The 15,965-nt window shown below is 65.8% G+C and carries 16 protein-coding genes; 9 read left to right on the forward strand and 7 right to left on the reverse strand.

The features are described 5' to 3' along the window. Nucleotides 1-68: 68 nt before the first annotated feature. Both ABQZ09_RS11150 and ABQZ09_RS11155 read left to right on the forward strand, forming a co-directional pair. Nucleotides 69-782, forward strand: coding sequence for a response regulator transcription factor (locus ABQZ09_RS11150; RefSeq protein ID WP_002811889.1), 714 nt, complete (start codon nucleotides 69-71; stop codon nucleotides 780-782). Nucleotides 783-923: 141 nt separating this feature from the next. Continuing rightward, on the forward strand, nucleotides 924-2,195 hold the full coding sequence (locus tag ABQZ09_RS11155) for a sensor histidine kinase (protein WP_039408575.1): 1,272 nt from the start codon (nucleotides 924-926) through the stop codon (nucleotides 2,193-2,195). 183 nt (nucleotides 2,196-2,378) lie between these two features. Here ABQZ09_RS11155 and ABQZ09_RS11160 read toward each other — a convergent pair whose 3' ends face one another. Beyond that, entirely contained in the window at nucleotides 2,379-3,077 is a 699-nt protein-coding gene (locus ABQZ09_RS11160; RefSeq protein WP_349776891.1) for an SGNH/GDSL hydrolase family protein, read from the reverse strand. A 185-nt stretch (nucleotides 3,078-3,262) separates the two neighbouring features. Here ABQZ09_RS11160 and ABQZ09_RS11165 point away from each other — a divergent pair, with 185 nt between their 5' ends. The 7 genes from ABQZ09_RS11165 to ABQZ09_RS11195 all read left to right on the forward strand — a co-directional run bounded on the left by ABQZ09_RS11165 (nucleotide 3,263) and on the right by ABQZ09_RS11195 (nucleotide 8,497). Next, complete coding sequence (locus ABQZ09_RS11165) at nucleotides 3,263-3,643, forward strand: diacylglycerol kinase (RefSeq protein ID WP_039408580.1); 381 nt, start codon at nucleotides 3,263-3,265, stop codon at nucleotides 3,641-3,643. Between the two features lie 389 nt (nucleotides 3,644-4,032). Next, nucleotides 4,033-4,659 (forward strand): LemA family protein, encoded by a 627-nt coding sequence (locus tag ABQZ09_RS11170; protein WP_184552790.1) that lies wholly within the window; start codon nucleotides 4,033-4,035, stop codon nucleotides 4,657-4,659. Between the two features lie 209 nt (nucleotides 4,660-4,868). Next, entirely contained in the window at nucleotides 4,869-5,759 is an 891-nt protein-coding gene (locus ABQZ09_RS11175; RefSeq protein ID WP_184552788.1) for a TPM domain-containing protein, read from the forward strand. Further along, entirely contained in the window at nucleotides 5,759-6,250 is a 492-nt protein-coding gene (locus ABQZ09_RS11180) for a TPM domain-containing protein (RefSeq protein WP_349776892.1), read from the forward strand. Before ABQZ09_RS11175 ends, ABQZ09_RS11180 begins: the two co-directional genes overlap by 1 nt. Nucleotides 6,251-6,303: 53 nt before the next feature. Continuing rightward, complete coding sequence (gene lgt / locus ABQZ09_RS11185; RefSeq protein ID WP_166750249.1) at nucleotides 6,304-7,194, forward strand: prolipoprotein diacylglyceryl transferase; 891 nt, start codon at nucleotides 6,304-6,306, stop codon at nucleotides 7,192-7,194. Next, complete coding sequence (locus ABQZ09_RS11190; RefSeq protein ID WP_349776893.1) at nucleotides 7,191-7,985, forward strand: thymidylate synthase; 795 nt, start codon at nucleotides 7,191-7,193, stop codon at nucleotides 7,983-7,985. The genes lgt and ABQZ09_RS11190 overlap by 4 nt, the downstream gene beginning before the upstream one ends. Further along, the gene (locus ABQZ09_RS11195) at nucleotides 7,982-8,497 is read left to right on the forward strand and encodes a dihydrofolate reductase (protein ID WP_349776894.1); all 516 of its coding nucleotides are present in this window, start codon (nucleotides 7,982-7,984) and stop codon (nucleotides 8,495-8,497) included. Before ABQZ09_RS11190 ends, ABQZ09_RS11195 begins: the two co-directional genes overlap by 4 nt. A 318-nt stretch (nucleotides 8,498-8,815) precedes the next feature. Here the strand turns inward: ABQZ09_RS11195 and ABQZ09_RS11200 are convergent, their stop codons facing one another. The 6 genes from ABQZ09_RS11200 to lptD form a co-directional block, all read right to left on the reverse strand. Further along, complete coding sequence (locus ABQZ09_RS11200; RefSeq protein WP_349776895.1) at nucleotides 8,816-9,799, reverse strand: symmetrical bis(5'-nucleosyl)-tetraphosphatase; 984 nt, start codon at nucleotides 9,797-9,799, stop codon at nucleotides 8,816-8,818. Nucleotides 9,800-9,827: 28 nt separating this feature from the next. Next, complete coding sequence (gene apaG, locus ABQZ09_RS11205; protein WP_039413027.1) at nucleotides 9,828-10,211, reverse strand: Co2+/Mg2+ efflux facilitator ApaG/CorD; 384 nt, start codon at nucleotides 10,209-10,211, stop codon at nucleotides 9,828-9,830. A 36-nt stretch (nucleotides 10,212-10,247) separates the two neighbouring features. Beyond that, a complete protein-coding gene (gene rsmA, locus ABQZ09_RS11210; protein ID WP_349776896.1) occupies nucleotides 10,248-11,036 on the reverse strand; it encodes a 16S rRNA (adenine(1518)-N(6)/adenine(1519)-N(6))-dimethyltransferase RsmA in 789 nt (262 codons plus the stop codon). Between the two features lie 115 nt (nucleotides 11,037-11,151). Continuing rightward, entirely contained in the window at nucleotides 11,152-12,123 is a 972-nt protein-coding gene (gene pdxA, locus ABQZ09_RS11215) for a 4-hydroxythreonine-4-phosphate dehydrogenase PdxA (protein ID WP_349776897.1), read from the reverse strand. Nucleotides 12,124-12,127: 4 nt separating this feature from the next. Next, nucleotides 12,128-13,519: a peptidylprolyl isomerase gene (locus tag ABQZ09_RS11220; RefSeq protein ID WP_184439544.1), complete on the reverse strand. Its 1,392-nt coding sequence runs from the start codon at nucleotides 13,517-13,519 to the stop codon at nucleotides 12,128-12,130. Then, nucleotides 13,516-15,948, reverse strand: a complete 2,433-nt coding sequence (lptD, locus tag ABQZ09_RS11225) for an LPS-assembly protein LptD (protein ID WP_349776898.1) — start codon at nucleotides 15,946-15,948, stop codon at nucleotides 13,516-13,518. The genes ABQZ09_RS11220 and lptD overlap by 4 nt, the downstream gene beginning before the upstream one ends. Nucleotides 15,949-15,965: the final 17 nt, after the last annotated feature.

Below are 15,965 nucleotides of genomic sequence, written 5' to 3' on the forward strand. Positions count from 1 at the left end.
TCCGGTCTTCACGTTCTTTCCACCGCCGATCCGGCATGTTTCACAAAGCTGAAGACCGAGGAAAGTCCATGCGTCAGACCAAGGAAACGTCCGGCCTCGTGCTGGTCGTCGAAGACAACCGCAATATCTCCGAAATGATCGGCGAATACCTGGAAGGCCGTGGCTTCGAGGTCGACTATGCGCAGGACGGACTCGACGGTTACCGTCTGGCCGCCGAGAACAGTTACGACGTGGTCGTGCTGGATCTCATGCTGCCACGCCTTGACGGTATCGAAGTGTGCCGCCGCCTGCGTAACGACGCACGCAAGTCCACCCCGGTGTTGATGCTGACCGCCCGCGACACGCTGGACGACAAGCTCACCGGCCTGGGCTTCGGCGCCGACGATTACCTGACAAAGCCCTTCGCGATCCAGGAACTGGAAGCGCGCCTGCGTGCCCTGATCCGTCGCGAGCGCCGCCAGGTGGGCTCGGAAGTGCTCAAGGTCGCCGATCTGGTACTGGACCCGGTGAGCATGCGCGCCACCCGTGCCGGCACCGAGCTGCAGCTCTCGCCGATCGGTCTGCGCCTACTGACCATCCTGATGCGCGAGTCGCCGCGCGTGGTGACCCGCCAGGAAATCGAGCGCGAAATCTGGGGCAATGGCTTGCCGGATTCGGACACCCTGCGCAGCCATCTGTACAACCTGCGCAAGATCATCGACAAGCCGTTCGACCGCCCGCTGCTGCACACCGTGCAGAGCGCCGGCTATCGCATCGCCGACATCGCCCAACCGATGGCCTGATGTCCTGGCCGGCCGCCGTCTGGCGGCCGGCCAGTCCTGTAGGCGCTCGCGCGCCGCTCGCTCTCCCGTGCTGCCGGCTGGCTACACGACGGACTCACGGAAGCGTTGCCTATACTCCGGCGCTCTCCCCTGGATGCAGCAATGCCACATGGGCTCCCGCGAAAAATACGTCTTGCCTTCCTGCTACAGGTCGCGCTGGCGAGCCTGGCGATCGTACTGGGCGGGTACCTGATTTCACTTGTCATCAAGTACAGCCTGGTGCGCACCGTGCTTGCCGACGAGGCCGTGCATTTCTGGCAGATGCACAAGAGCGCACCGGACAATCGGCCGCCGAATACGCGCAACATCCAGGGATATTTCGCACCTGCCGGCGCTGGCGACCAAGCCATCCCGCGCGCGCTGCAGACCTTGTCGCCGGGTTTCAGCGAAGTGGCCGCCGCCGACGCGCTGGTCTATGTGGACCAACATCCGGAAGGGCGCTTGTACCTGGTTTTCCCGCGCGCGCGCGCGGCGCATCTGACCCTGTGGTTTGGGGTGGTGCCGGCGATCATCGTGTTGCTGGGGATCTATGGCGTGTCCTGGTTCACCTACCGCGTCTCCAAGCGGCTGGTGTCACCGATCAGCTGGCTTGCGCTGCGGGTGTCGCATTGGGATCCGCGCAACCCGGATGTCGACGAACTTTCGCCGGAACGCCTGCCCGCAGAGTTGCAGGGCGAAACCCGGCAGCTGGCTGCTGCATTGCATGCGCTGGGGCTGCGGGTCAGCGAGCATGTCGCACGCGAACGCAACTTCACCCGCGACGCCAGCCACGAACTGCGTACACCGCTGACGGTGATTCGCGTCGCCACCGACATGGCACTGGCCGACGACGAGCTGTCACAGCGCACCCAGCGCAGCCTGCGCCGGATCCAGCGCGCCGGCCGCGACATGGAAGCGGTGATCGATGCCTTCCTGATCCTGGCGCGCGAAGCGGAGATCGACCCGCAGAGCGAGACCTTCGATGCGGCCGAGCTGGCCAGCGAAGAAGTCGAAAGTGCGCGCGAGCTGCTCGGCGACAAGCCGGTGTCCCTGCGCATGGTGGGTGACCGCAGCCTGCAGATGTTCGCGCCGCCGCGGGTGATGCGGGTGGTACTCAGCAATCTGCTGCGCAATGCCTGCGCCTACACCGACACCGGCAGCATCGAGGTCGAGGTGACACAGGACCGCATCGTGGTGCGCGATACCGGCATCGGCATGAGCGATGAAGCACGTGCGCGGGCATTCGAGCCGTTCTTCCGCGCCGACCCCACGCGCCCGCAGGGCACCGGGCTCGGTCTGTCGATCGTGCGGCGTTTGTGCGACCGCTTTGGGTGGCGGATCGAGCTGGAAAGCGAGGCCGGACAAGGGACCTCGGTGGCCGTGGTAGTTGCCTGACACTGGCGGTCTGCCCGCAGGCAGGCCGTCAGTGTCAGCTGCCTGGCGGGATTGATCAGAACGGCTGCGCGGTGGCGGGCCTTCTGCGTCCACGTTGCAGCTCGCCGTTGCGATCGACGCATTGGCGGTGCGCCGTGGCCAACGGCCGCGCCACTGGTCCGAGCGGGGTCGGTCGGGGGGTGACTACGGTTCCAGCACCGGGGCGACGGCCTTGCGCCAGATTGCGTAACCATCGGCGGTCATGTGCAGCATGTCGTCGCGAAACAGCTCCGGACGTGGCTTGCCGGCGGCATCGAGCATGGGTGTATAGACATCCACGTAGTCCACCCGCGGCAGTGGCGCCAGCGCCGCCTTGATCAGGCGATTGGCGGTGATCACCGCCGGCAGCAATTGCGCGCGCGAGGGGCTGGGCTTGATCGACAGATAACTGATGCGCGCCTCGGGCAGGTCGCGGCGAACGCGGGTGACGAAGGCCAGCACATCGTCGCGCACCTGCTCGGGCGTACGGCCGCTGTTGAGATCGTTGTCGCCCGCATACAGCACCACCTGGCGTGGTGCGTACGGGATCACGATGCGGTCGGCATACCAGGTGCTGTCGCGGACTTCCGAGCCGCCAAAGCCGCGGTTGATGACAGGGGTGCCGGGGAAATCCTGCGCCAGCGTTTCCCAGAAGCGGATCGACGAGCTGCCGACGAACACGATGCCGTGCCTGTGCGGCGGTTGGCGCGCATCGCTGGCGGCGAAGCGCTGCATGTCCTGTTCCCATGCGGTGTTGGACACCTGTGCGGGTACGGCCGGTGCCGCGTGCAGGGGCTGCGCATGCACCTGGCTGGACAGCAGCACGAGGGCGCACAGCAGCGTGCGCAAGTTGTGTCTGATCATGCGAGAAACCTGCAGTGATTGAGCGGGCTTGCCATGGTGCAGCAGTCTGCAAGCTGAGGGCAAACCGGACTGCGGCTGGCGATGCGCAGCGCCACGGTGCAAGATTCGCACTTTCCCCAGCAGCGACCATGCCATGCGTTTTCCCTGTCCTCAGACACGCCCTGCCGGGGCGCAAGCACCGACGCATGGCTGATCAACTGGGACACGTGCCGCGCGGCCCGCGCCGCATGCTCAAGGCAGCGATCTGGTCGTGGCAGGGATTGCGCGCCGCGTGGTTGCATGAATCCTCATTCCGGCTCGAAGTGTGCCTGGCGGCGGTCATGGCCCCGTTGGGCCTCTGGCTGGGGCAATCACCGCTGGAACGTATCGCGCTGATCGCGCCGTTGTTGATCGTGCTGGCCGCCGAGCTGCTGAATTCGGCCATCGAAGCGGTGATCGAGCGTTACGGCCCGGAGCATCACGTACTGGCCGGGCGTGCCAAGGACATGGGCTCGGCCGCGGTGTTCCTGCTGCTGCTCAACGTGCTGCTGTGCTGGGGCTTGATCCTGTTGCCGCGGCTGTTCTGAAGGCCCTCGGCAGCACAAGAGGGATTGCCCCGAAGCGATTGCGGGGCCGCGCGTGCACCGTCGATGCGGCGACAGGTGCGGGGATGGAGACATGGCTGGATGGCGATGCAGGCGCGTCCGGCGATTGGGGCGGATGAGTGCCACCCGTAAGCTGCGCTTGAAGTGCTGGCATCAGTGGCAACCCGCATCGCAGGCTTGGGCCAGGGTGAGCGCCGCTTTATTGCCAGCAAGTCGCCGGGCGAGGCGCTAGCCAACCGCGCACCGACCATTATTCGCGCTTGCCTGCTGCCGGCCTCTACAACACAGGGCCGCTTCAGGTGCGGGCATGTGCATGCGGGCTTGACCTGGCCCATGGCATGCTCGCGCCTTCTTTCAACGGAATCGCCTGCATGCCTGTCCTGATTCGCGCTCTGGTGTTGCTGATCCTGACCGCGTCGCTGTCCGGTTGCGGCTATAACGCGATCCAGCAGAAGGAAGAAGGCGTCAAGGCCGGTTGGTCAGAGGTGCTCAATCAATATCAGCGCCGCGCCGATCTGATTCCCAATCTGGTGCGCACCGTGCAGGGCTACGCGCAGCAGGAACGTCAGGTGCTGACGGAGGTGACCAATGCGCGTGCTCGGGTTGGTCAGATCCAGGTCAATGCCGATGACGAAGCCTCGCTGAAGCAATTCCAGCAGGCCCAGGGCGAACTCGGGAGTGCGCTGTCGCGGTTGCTGGTGGTCAGCGAAAACTATCCGCAGCTCAAGTCCGATCAGTCGTTCCGCGACCTGCAGGTGCAGCTGGAAGGCACCGAAAACCGCATCACCGTGGCGCGCGGCCGGTATATCCAGACCGTGCAGGACTACAACACCTACATCCGTTCGTTCCCGCAGGTGATCACCGCCAAAATCTTCGGCTACCAGCCCAAGCCGAATTTCAGCGTGGAAAACGAAGCGCAGATTTCGCGCGCCCCGCAGGTGGATTTCGGTAACCAGCCGGCGCCGCAGCAACAGCCTGCACCGCAGCCTGCGCAGTAATCAGCAGCCCGCGCAGTAACCGCAAGCCGCTCTCCCGGCGGGAGAGGGGTTGGGGTGAGGGTACGGCGCGAAGCTTTTGTGTCTTCCAATTGCACATGGCTCCGCTCGCACCCTCATCCACCCATTCGGGACACCTTTCCCACGAGGAAGGACAGCTCAATGGGGAAGGAAACGACTGAATTTCAGTACGCATCAGGTAGGAGTTGGCAATGCGGCGAGCGTCTTTGAGAGTGGTGTGGATGATGGCGTTGCTGCTGCTGCCGGCATCGCTGCTGGCGCAGGATCTGGCTGCCATCCCGCCGCTGCGTTCGCCGGTCGTCGATGTCACCGGCACGCTGGATGCCGCGCAGATCCAGCAACTGGAGCAACAGGCGCTGGCCCTGCAGCAACGCAAGGGCGCGCAGCTGCAGATCCTGATCGTGCCGACCACCCAGCCGGAGGCGATCGAGCAATACACCCAGCGCGTATTCGACCAGTGGAAGATCGGGCGCAAGGGCGTGGACGATGGCGTGCTGTTGCTGGTGGCCAAGGACGACCGTCGCGTGCGTATCCAGCCCGGGTACGGCCTGGAGGGTGCCATCCCCGACATCGTGGCCAACCGCGTCATCCAGGAATATCTGGCACCGCGCTTTCGCGAGGGCGACTACGGCGGTGGTATTCGTGATGCAACGGCGACGCTGGCCGGACTGATCGAAGGCGAGGCGCTGCCGGCGCCGGTCAGCGGGCACGAGGGCGGTGCCGGCGCTGGCGCTAGTGGGGGCTGGATCATGGCGCTGTTCATCGGCTTCGTGGTGGCGATGGTGGCGCGTGGGATCCTTGGCGCGTTGCCGCGCCCGTTGCGTGCCGTGCTGACTGGAGTGGCCGCTGGTGGCGCGGCCTTGCTGTTTACCTCATTGCTGTTCGCCAGCGCGGGCGCTGCGGTGATCGGGCTGTTGGCGGGGCTGGCCTCCGGCTCGCCGGGACGCTTCGTCGGCGCTGGTGGCTGGGGCGGTGGCGGCTTTGGAGGGTTCGGGGGCGGTGGCCGCGGTGGCTTTGGTGGCGGCGGCTGGGGTGGCGGCGGTGGATCATCGGGAGGCGGTGGCGCCTCGGGGAGCTGGTAATGCGACTGCTCAGGCATCTGTTCGCGCCCTCGGCGCAGCGTCGGTTTCCTGCCAAGTGCATGGAGACCATCACTGCCGCAGTGGCCGACAGCGAGCGCAGCCACACCGGCCAGATCATGGTGGCGGTCGAGGCGGACCTGCCGCTGGCGGCGCTGTGGCGCGGGCAAACGGCCCGCCAGCGCGCCGAGCAGGCATTTGCGCAGCTGCGCGCCTGGGACACCGAAGGCAATAACGGCGTGCTGGTCTATCTGCTGCTGGCCGACCACGCCATCGAAGTGGTGGCCGACCGCGGCCTGCGCAGCCGGGTGCCCCAGGCGCAGTGGGACGAGGTGTGCCGGCGCATGCAGCAGTTCCTGCGCGAGGGGCAGTACGAGGTGGCGGTGCTGGCGGGCATCGAGGCAGTGACCGAGCTGCTGGTCGCTCACTTCCCGCGCGGCGCCGACGCGCCGCATGAAGACGAGCTGCCCAACCGGCCACAGCTTTTAGGCTGAGCGCGTCCAAGGTGTCAGAATAGCGGCCTCGCTCTATGTGATCCGCGGTCCGCATGATCTATCTGCACGCCATCGACCCCATCGCCTTCTCGCTCGGCCCGGTGCAGGTGCACTGGTACGGCTTGATGTATCTGGCGGCCTTCTTCTCGGCCTGGGCGCTGGGTCGCTCGCGCATCCTGCGCGGCCGCCTGCCCGGGGTGGACATGGACGGTTTCTCCGACCTGCTGTTCTACGGCATGCTCGGCGTGGTGCTGGGCGGGCGCATCGGCTACATGCTGTTCTATGCCTTCGAGACCTTCCTGGCCAACCCGCTGATCCTGTTCAAGGTGTGGGAAGGTGGCATGAGCTTCCACGGCGGCCTGCTCGGCGTGTTGATCGCGTGCTGGCTGTGGGCACGCAAGCACCGGCTGCATTTCTTCGATGTCATGGATTTTGTCGCGCCGCTGGTGCCGCTGGGACTTGGGTTCGGGAGGCTCGGCAATTTCGTCGGCGGCGAGTTGTGGGGCAAGTTCACGCAGGCCGGCTGGGGCGTGATCTTTCCGCATGCGCCGGAGCTTGCCAATCAGTTGCCGGCGCAGATCCAGGCGCAGTACGCCGCCGGCGCATTGAATCAGTTTGCACGCCATCCCTCGCAGCTTTACGAAGCGGCGCTGGAAGGCGTGGTGATGTTCGTGGTGCTGTGGGCGTTCTCGATGAAGCCGCGTGCCCGTTACGCGGTGTCGGGCCTGTTCGCGCTGCTGTACGGCGTGTTCCGCTTCATCGTGGAGTTCGTGCGCGTGCCGGACGCGCCGATCGGCTACCTGGCCTTCAACTGGCTGACGATGGGGCAGATCCTGAGCCTGCCGTTGATTGCCGTGGGCCTGGTGTTGCTGGCGATGTCGCGCCGCGCGCCGGTGCTGCAGCCGGTGGTTGCAGCACCGGCCACGGCGGAGGCGGCCAAGTGAAGCCGTATCTGGATCTGCTGCGGCATGTGCTGGAACGCGGCGCCGAGAAGTCCGACCGCACCGGCACCGGCACGCGCAGCGTGTTCGGCTGGCAGATGCGCTTCGACCTCAACGACGGCTTTCCGCTGGTCACCACCAAGAAGCTGCATCTGCGCTCGATCATCCACGAGCTGCTGTGGTTCCTGCAGGGCGACACCAATATCGGCTACCTCAGCGACAACCAGGTGCGCATCTGGGACGAGTGGGCCGACGCCAACGGCGATCTCGGTCCGGTCTACGGCAAGCAATGGCGACGCTGGACCGGCCCGGACGGCGTCGAGATCGATCAGATGCAATGGCTGGTAGACGAGATCAAGCGCAACCCGGATTCGCGCCGGCTGGTGATCAGCGCCTGGAATGTCGGCGAATTGCCGCAGATGGCGCTGATGCCGTGCCACAGCCTGTTCCAGTTCTACGTGGTGAACGGCAAGCTCAGTTGCCAGCTGTACCAGCGCAGTGGCGACATTTTTCTGGGCGTGCCGTTCAACATCGCCAGCTATGCGTTGCTGACCCACATGGTGGCGCAGGCCACCGGCCTGGGTGTGGGCGATTTCGTGCATACGCTGGGCGATGCACATCTGTATTCGAATCACTTCGAACAGGCGCGCGAGCAGCTGACGCGCACACCGCGCGCGCTGCCTAGCTTGCGCCTGAATCCGGAGGTGACCGACCTGTTCGCGTTCCGCTTCGAAGACATCGCCATCGAAGGCTACGACCCGCATCCGGCGATCAAGGCGCCGGTGGCGGTATGAGTCGGGGGGACAGCCGGCCCAGGCTCCACCTCATCGTCGCCTTCGACCGCAACAACGCCATTGGCCGCGACAACGACTTGCCGTGGAAATTGCCCGATGACCTCAAGCGCTTCAAGGCGCTGACGGTGGGCAAGCCGATCCTGATGGGCCGCAAGACAGCGCAGTCGTTGGGACGTGCGCTGCCGGGCCGTTTGAACCTGGTGCTGACGCGCTCGGGGCACGTGCCGTTCGAGGGCATGCAGGCGGTGGCATCGGTGGAGCAGGCCATCGAACGTGCCGCGCAAGAGGGCGCGCAGGCGCTGTGCGTGATCGGTGGTGGGGAGGTGTATCGGCTGACCTTGGAAGATGCCGATCTGCTGGCAGTGACCGAGGTGGATGCCGTGGTCGCCGGCGCCGACACGCACTTCCCGCCGATCGATCCCGCCGTGTGGGAACCGGTCCAGCGCCAGGCGCATGCGGCCGACGAGCGCCATGCGTTTGCGTTCGAGTACGTGGACTACCGGCGCCGCTGAGCCTTGGCCGTTGCGCTGCGATCTTGCTGTTGCAGCATGTGCGCTCAGCCGTGCCGGTGGCTCGGCACCGTCATCCTGCGCCGGACAGGCGCACCTCAGCCGGAGCGCGTGTTCACGACCAGTTCGCCCAGCGCGATCAGCCGTGCACGCACGACGTTGCGGCTGACTCCCAACAGTGCAGCTGTCCTGACCTGATTCTGGTCACAGTGCCGATAGGCCGCACGGAACAGCTGCTCTTCAACCGTTGCGTGCAATGCGGCGTCGCCTGTCTCGAAGAGTCAGCCAGACGCGCGTTGTGCCGCACGCCTCGCTGGCAAATCAGTCCGTTGCCGGTGTGGCCGGCCGGTTGGGCGCCGTTGTGTCGGCCCCCGTGTTCGCGCCACCGCCACTGCCATGGCCCCGTCCACGGCCACGCCCGCGCTGGCGGCCCTGGCCTTCGCGCGGGCGCCGCGGCGCATGCGCTGCCGGTGCTGCCGGAGTGGGGACTTCGCGCCCGGGGACCTGCAGGACACGTAGTTCATCGGTGTCCAGCTGCAGGGCGGTGAGCTTGCCGCCCCACACCGCGCCGGTATCGATGGCGTGCACGCCCTGGGTGATCGTCAGGCCCAGCGCCGACCAATGCCCGCAGACGATCTTCAGATCGCGTTCGACCCGGCCGGGCACTTCGAACCAGGGATACAGGCCCTGCGCCTGGGTGCCGGGCGTACCCTTGTCGTCGGTGGCGATCCGCCCGCGCGGGGTGCAATAGCGCATGCGCGTGAACAGGTTGATGATCGCGCGGCTGCGCTCATAGCCGCTCAGCCCCGGCGACCAGCCGGGCTGATCGCCGTACATGTTGCGCAACAGCTTGCGATAACCGCCGCCCTGCAACTGCTGCTCGACCTCGCGGGCATGTTTCTCGGCCATCTGGGTGGTCCACTTCGGGGCCAGCCCGGCATGGATCATCATCCAGCCCAGGTCGCGATCCACATGCGCCAGCTTCTGCATGCGCAGCCAGTCCAGCAGCACGTCGCGGTCCTCGGCCAGCACGATGCGCTGCAGGTCCGGGTTGACCTTGCGCTGCTCCTCCTCAGAGCGTGCACCGATCGCCAGCAGCGAGAGGTCGTGATTGCCCAGCACCACCACGCTGTGCGCGCGCAGCGAATGCACCAGGCGCAACGTCTCCAGCGATTGCCCGCCACGGTTGACCAAGTCGCCGCAGAACCACAGCGTGTCCCGGGCCGGGTCGAAGTTCACCTTTTCCAGCAGGCGCTGGGTGATGTCGTAACACCCCTGCAGGTCGCCAATTGCCCAGACGCTCATCGCGCGCGCTCCATCAATCCAGCAGTCATCAGTGCAGCGTCCTGGGTACGCTCAGCACAAAGGCGGCGATCGGGGCGGTGAATTCGGTGCCATCGTCGGCCACCATGTCGTAGTGGCCCTGCATCTGGCCCTGTTCGGTTTCCAGCAGCACCCCGGAGGTGTACTGGAAGGCTTCGCCGGGACGCAGCCAGGGTTGTTCGCCGACCACGCCTTCGCCATCGACCTGCTCGGTGCGACCGTTGGCATCGGTGATCTTCCAGTGGCGCGCCACCAGGCGCGCAGGCACCGCGCCCGCATTCTGGATACGGATGCTGTAGGCGAAGGCGTAACGGCCTTCTTCCGGGGTCGATTGGTGGGCGAGGAAGCGCGGCGAGACCTCGACCTCGACCCGATAGCGTGGATCATCGTGCATGGGAAAAGTCTAAATAAACCACTGTGGGAGCGGTGCTCAAGCCAGCTCGACATTGGCCAGCCGGATGAAATCGGCGACCTCGAGCTGCTCGGCGCGGGCATCCGGACGCACGCCGGCGGCCTCGAAATGCGCTGGTTCGCACACATTGGACAAGGCATTGCGCAGGGTCTTGCGGCGCTGCCCGAAACCGGCGCGCACCACATCGGCGAAGCGGCGGCGGTCCTTGATCTGCACCGTGGCCGGGTCGCGCGGCACCAGCCGCACCACGGCCGAGTCCACCTTCGGCGGCGGCCGGAACGCGCCCGGCGGCACCACGAACAACGCGGTGACATCGCAGTACGCCTGCAACATCACGCTCAGCCGACCATACACCTTGCTGCCGGGACCGGCCGCCATGCGGTCGACCACTTCCTTCTGCAGCATGAAATGCATGTCGGCCACGGCTGCGGCATGGTCCAGCGCATGAAACAGGATCGGCGAGGAAATGTTGTAGGGCAGGTTGCCGACCAGGCGGATCGGCGTGCCGTCGGCCAGTGCGGTGAAATCCACGCTGAGCACGTCGCGATGAATGATGCTCAGCGCGCCGATCGGCGCTGCAGCGTCGGTCAATGGAGCGATCAGGTCGCGATCGAACTCGATCACGGTCAACGCGCCATGGGTGCGTAGCAGCGGGAAGGTGATGGCGCCCTGACCGGGGCCGATTTCGACCAGGTGCTGGCCGGCGCGCGGGCCCACCGCCTGCACGATCCGGTCGATGTAATACCGGTCGGCAAGAAAGTGCTGGCCAAGCGACTTCTTGGCCGGTGCGCTGAAGGAAGAATTCATCTGCGCAGTTTAACGGAGCCGGCGGCTGCACGCCGTGTGGTGCGACGTGCGCGGCGTATGCCGCCACGGCCAGTGACGCGCACGCAGCTTCGCAATGCCCTGCCGGGATGGTGACTCAGCCGCGCGCCGCCAGCCGCGCGCACAACGCCGTGGCCGCCATCAGGCTGGACGGGTCGGCGGTGCCGCGTCCGGCCAGTTCCAGCGCGGTGCCGTGATCCACCGCCACGCGCGGGTAGGGCAGGCCCAGGGTGATGTTCACCGCCTGCTCGAAACCGCTGTACTTCAGCACCGGCAGGCCCTGGTCGTGGTACATCGCCACCACCGCGTCGAAGCCGCTCAGTTTCTGCGGCAGGAAGGCAGTGTCTGCCGGCAATGGCCCGATCAGCTGCAGGCCCTCGCCGCGCAGCTGCTGCAGAACCGGAATGATCACGTCCAGTTCCTCGCGGCCCAGGTGGCCGTCCTCGCCCGCGTGCGGGTTGAGGCCGAGCACGGCAATGCGCGGCGTCGGCAGGCCGAAGTCGCGCTGCAAGGCGGTATGGGTGATGCGCAGGCACTGCATCAGCGCGTCGGCGCTGATCGCATCGGCGACCGCGCGTAGCGGCAGGTGCGTGGTCACCAGCGCCACGCGCACGACGCTGTTGGCCAGCATCATCACCACCGGGCAGCCGGCCTGTTCGGCCAGCAATTCAGTGGTGCCGGTATAGGCGATGCCGCCGGCGTTGATGACCGCCTTGTGCACCGGGCCGGTCACGATGCCTTGCAGGCGCCCGGCCAGACAGTCGCCGGCGGCCGTGCGCAGGCCGGCAATCACCGCCGCGGCATTGGCGGGATCGGCATGACCGAAGCGGGTTGGCGCCGCCTGTCGAACCGGAAACAACGGCAGGTCGCCGGGGTGACGCGCCGGCTGGTCCGGATCGAGCAGGCGCACACACAGCGACAGCGCCTGTGCGGCGCTGTGCAGGGTGTCAGGATCGGCGTAGGCGATCAGGTGCGCATCCGTGCGGGGCCGTTGGGCGAGCCGCACACACAGTTCCGGCCCGATCCCGGCCGGCTCGCCCGGCACCAGCGCGAGCGAGGGGACCCCCATCGGCTCAGCGCGCCGGCTGTGCCGGCGGCGGGGTCGGAGCAGCCGGTTCGGCCGGCTTGGTCGGCTCGGCAGTGGCATTGCCGTCGGCACGATCGCCGGTGCGGTAGCTCACGTACGCTTCGCCACGCAGTTCCTGCAGGTAGCGGTTGTATTCCTCTTCCAACTTGCGGCGACCGATCGTTTCACGGATCTGCGCACGCTGGTTTTCGGAGCTGACATCGGTCTGGCGGCTGCCGACGCGCTGCACGATATGCCAGCCGGCCTGGGTGCGGAACGGCTCGGACACGGCGCCATCGGCCAGGCTCTCGACCTGCTTGCCGAAGTCCGGGCCGAACGCATCGGCCGGGAACCAGCCCAGGTCGCCGCCCTGGCTGCGGCTGTTGGTGTCCTCGGAGGACTCCTTGGCCGTCGCCTGGAAGTCCGCGCCGCCCACGATGCGGGCGCGCAGCGTGTCGATCTTGGCCTTGGCCTGCGCGTCGGTCTGGTTGTCGCCGATGCGGACCAGAATGTGGCGCGCGTTGTACTCGGTGACCATCTTCTTCTCGCCGCCGGCATTGGCGTCGCGCATTTCCACCAGCTTGAGCAACTGGAAACCGCTGGGGCCACGCAGCGGGCCGGCCACCTGGCCAGGCTGCATGTCGCGAATCAGCTGGGCAAACGCGTTGGGAATCTCGTCCAGGCTGCGCCAGCCCAGGTCGCCGCCTTCCAGCGCATTCGGGCTATCCGAATAACGCACCGCCGCTGCCGAGAAATCCAGCTCGCCCTTGTCGATCAACGCCTTGACGCCATCGACCTTCTTCTGGCCGGTGGCGATCTGATCGGCGGTCGCGCCTTCGGGCAGGCCGACCAGGATGTGGGCCAGATGATACTGGCTGCCGGTCGTGGCCTGCTGGGCCAGCGCGGTATCCACTTCGCCTTCGCTCACGCTGATGCGGCTCTGCGCAAAGCTCTGACGCAGGCGCTGCACGATGATCTCCTCGCGCACCGACGAGCGGAAGTCGCCGTATGCCATGCCGTCGGCCGCCAGCTTCTGGCGCAGGCCATCGACGGTGGTGCCGTTCTGCTGGGCGATGCTGGCGATGGCGCGGTTGAGTTCCTCGTCGCTGACGCGGATCCCGCTGCCGTCGGCGCGGCCCACCTGCAACTTGACCAGGACCAGGCGCTCGAGCACCTGGCGCTGCAGGACATCGTCCGGCGGCAGCTGGTTTTCGCGGCCCGCATATTGCGACTTGACGTTGCGCACGGCGCGATCGAGCTCGCTCTGCAGCACCACGTCTTCGTCCACGATGGCGGCGATACGATCCAGCGGCTGGGATTGCTGCGCCGAGGCCAGCGGCGAGACCGTGCTGGTGATCACCAGCAGCGAGGCAAGAAGAACAGAGAAAGGCTTGGTCATGGAATCAGGTTCGGATCGTAATCGTCCGGATTGGTCGTGGTGTTGCTGGGCGGGACCAGGTACAGGTCGTCGCGGTAATAGCCGAGAATAGCACGGCGCAAAGTGCGGTCCGTGTTCTGGCCAAACGAGCTCAAGCCCTTGAGCACGAACTCGAACTGGATAGAGTTGTCCATCTCGCCATCGCGGTTACGCACGAACCGGCGCACCAGCGCGCGCACTGCCAGGCAGCAGCTGTCCCACTGCACGCCACCGATCATCTCCAGCGGCTCGCGATCCAGTAGCGAGTAGTAATAACGGCCGACCGCACTCCAGGTGGGGTTGATCGGGTACAGGAACGAGAAGTCTGCCTGTTCGAGCTGATCGCTGTTGTCGGTGGGATTGCGGCGGTAGCGATACGCCAGATTGACGATGCCGTCGTTGCCCAGCAGATAGCGCGTGCGCACGCTGGCCAGATCTTCCTTGCGCGAGTTCGGGTTCCACTGGTAAGTGGCGCCCATCGACCAGCGGTCGTTGATCATGTAGTTGGCATCGGCCACCCAGGCGGACTTGCCTTGTTCGATCGGCTGCTCACCGCCGCTTGTCGCCGGATTGGTGCTGTTGTTGATGGTGACCAGCGAGTCGTTGAAATACAGGATCTGGCCGGCACTCAACGACAGCTTCTCGCGCCCGTCGTCCTGGCGCAGCCAGCGCGAGGTCACTGCCAGGGTCAGCTGATTGGCATCGTTCTGGCGGTCGGCGCCCGTGTAACGGCTGTCGCGGAACAGTTGGCCATAGCTGAACGTGAACGGGCGGGTATCGAAGACCGGCAGATCGTCCTGATCGCGGTAGGGCACGTACAGGTAATACATGCGCGGTTCCAGCGTATTGAGATAGTTGGCCCCGAACAGCGAGGTTTCGCGGTCAAAATACAGGCCTGCATCCAGCGAGGCGATCGGCAGACTGCGGCTGGGCGAGCGATCGCCTGTCAGGGGGCTGGTGTTGGCGAGGTCCCTGTCCAGCTGATAGGCGGTGTATCGCCATGCGACCGTCGGCGTCATGAACCATGCTGCGCCCGATAGCGGCATCGAGATATAGGGCTTCACGTCCAGGCGTGTTCCGCCGGCGTAGTTGAAATTGCGCACGTTGGTGCGGATGAATTCATCCGTATCGTTGTCGCCGTCTGTGTCATTGACGTCGCGGAAGACTTGGTACGAATCGTCGTGCGTGAAGCGCACCGCCTCGGCATACACCCCGGCCTCGAAGAGGCCAAATGGCTTCTCCCACGTGAAATACGCGCGTGGTTGGCGGTTATAGGGGAGTGCCGTCTCATCCAGCGTGTAGTCGGTCAACTGCCAGCGGTCGGCCATCAAGCCTGCAGTCCAGGTTTCACCGGTGCCGTAGATGCCGATGGTGCTCTGCAGGCTGGAGGCCGAGCCCATGCCGTTCAGGCGGCTGGTGAAGTCCTCCACATAGCGCGTGTCGCTGACCCAGGAGATGCTGCTGCGCGCCTGCCAGTGATCATTGATGTTGTGATAACCGGTGTAGAAGACGCTGCCGCGGTCTTTCTTGCGCAGGTTGTCATTGGGCAGGTAATTGCCGGTGATCTCACCGCGACCGCCCTCGTAGAGGTAACGGAATTCGGTGCCGAACATGAAACCGCGCTTGCTCATGTAGCGCGGCAGCAGGGTGGCATCGTAGTTCGGCGCCAGGTTGAGATAGATCGGCTGCAGATAATCGAAGCCATTGCGGCCGGACAGGCCGAACTGCGGAAACAGCAGGCCGGTCTGACGGCGGTCGTCGATCGGGAACTTGAACCAGGGGAAATACAGTACCGGCACCTTGCCGATCTGCAGCACGGCATTGCGTGCCGTGCCGAAGCCTTCTTCATTGTCGACGTCGATCTCGGGCGCACGCACGCGCCAGATCGGCTGCGACGGATCGCAGGTGGTATAGGTCGAGCGATGCATCTGGCCGACCTGGCCCTGCAGGTCCACAGATTCCGCACCGCCGTTGCCGCGCCGGTCCACCAGTTGGTACTGGATGTTGGTGACCTTGTGGGCGTCGGTGTCCTGATTGCCCTCGGCACGGTCGGCAATCATCCGGAACGAGCTGTCCTGGTACCGCACGTTGCCTTCGGCGATGTAGTTGCCGGTCTCGGTGTCCATGCGCAGGTTGTCAGCACCCAGGAACTGGTCGCCGCGCTTGAGCGCCACGTTGCCCTGGTATTGCGGAGTGGTACTGGTCCCGGACAGCTGGTCGCCTTCGATGTCGGTCGGCAACTGCGGGCGTATCTCGGCCGCCTTGGGGTCTGCGGCAGGCGCGCCGTCGAAGCCGGGTAGCGGGTCCACGGCCGGGCACAATCCCCAGTTCAACGGCTTGTCGGCAGCCATGGCCGGGAGGCAGATGGCAATGCTCAAGGGCAGGGGCAGCAGGCGGAGAGCTCGGCGCACGCGTGGTTCAACCAATA

The organism is Xanthomonas sp. WHRI 6106 (genome assembly GCF_040202405.1).
GTDB classification, from domain to species: Bacteria; Pseudomonadota; Gammaproteobacteria; order Xanthomonadales; family Xanthomonadaceae; genus Xanthomonas; species Xanthomonas cannabis.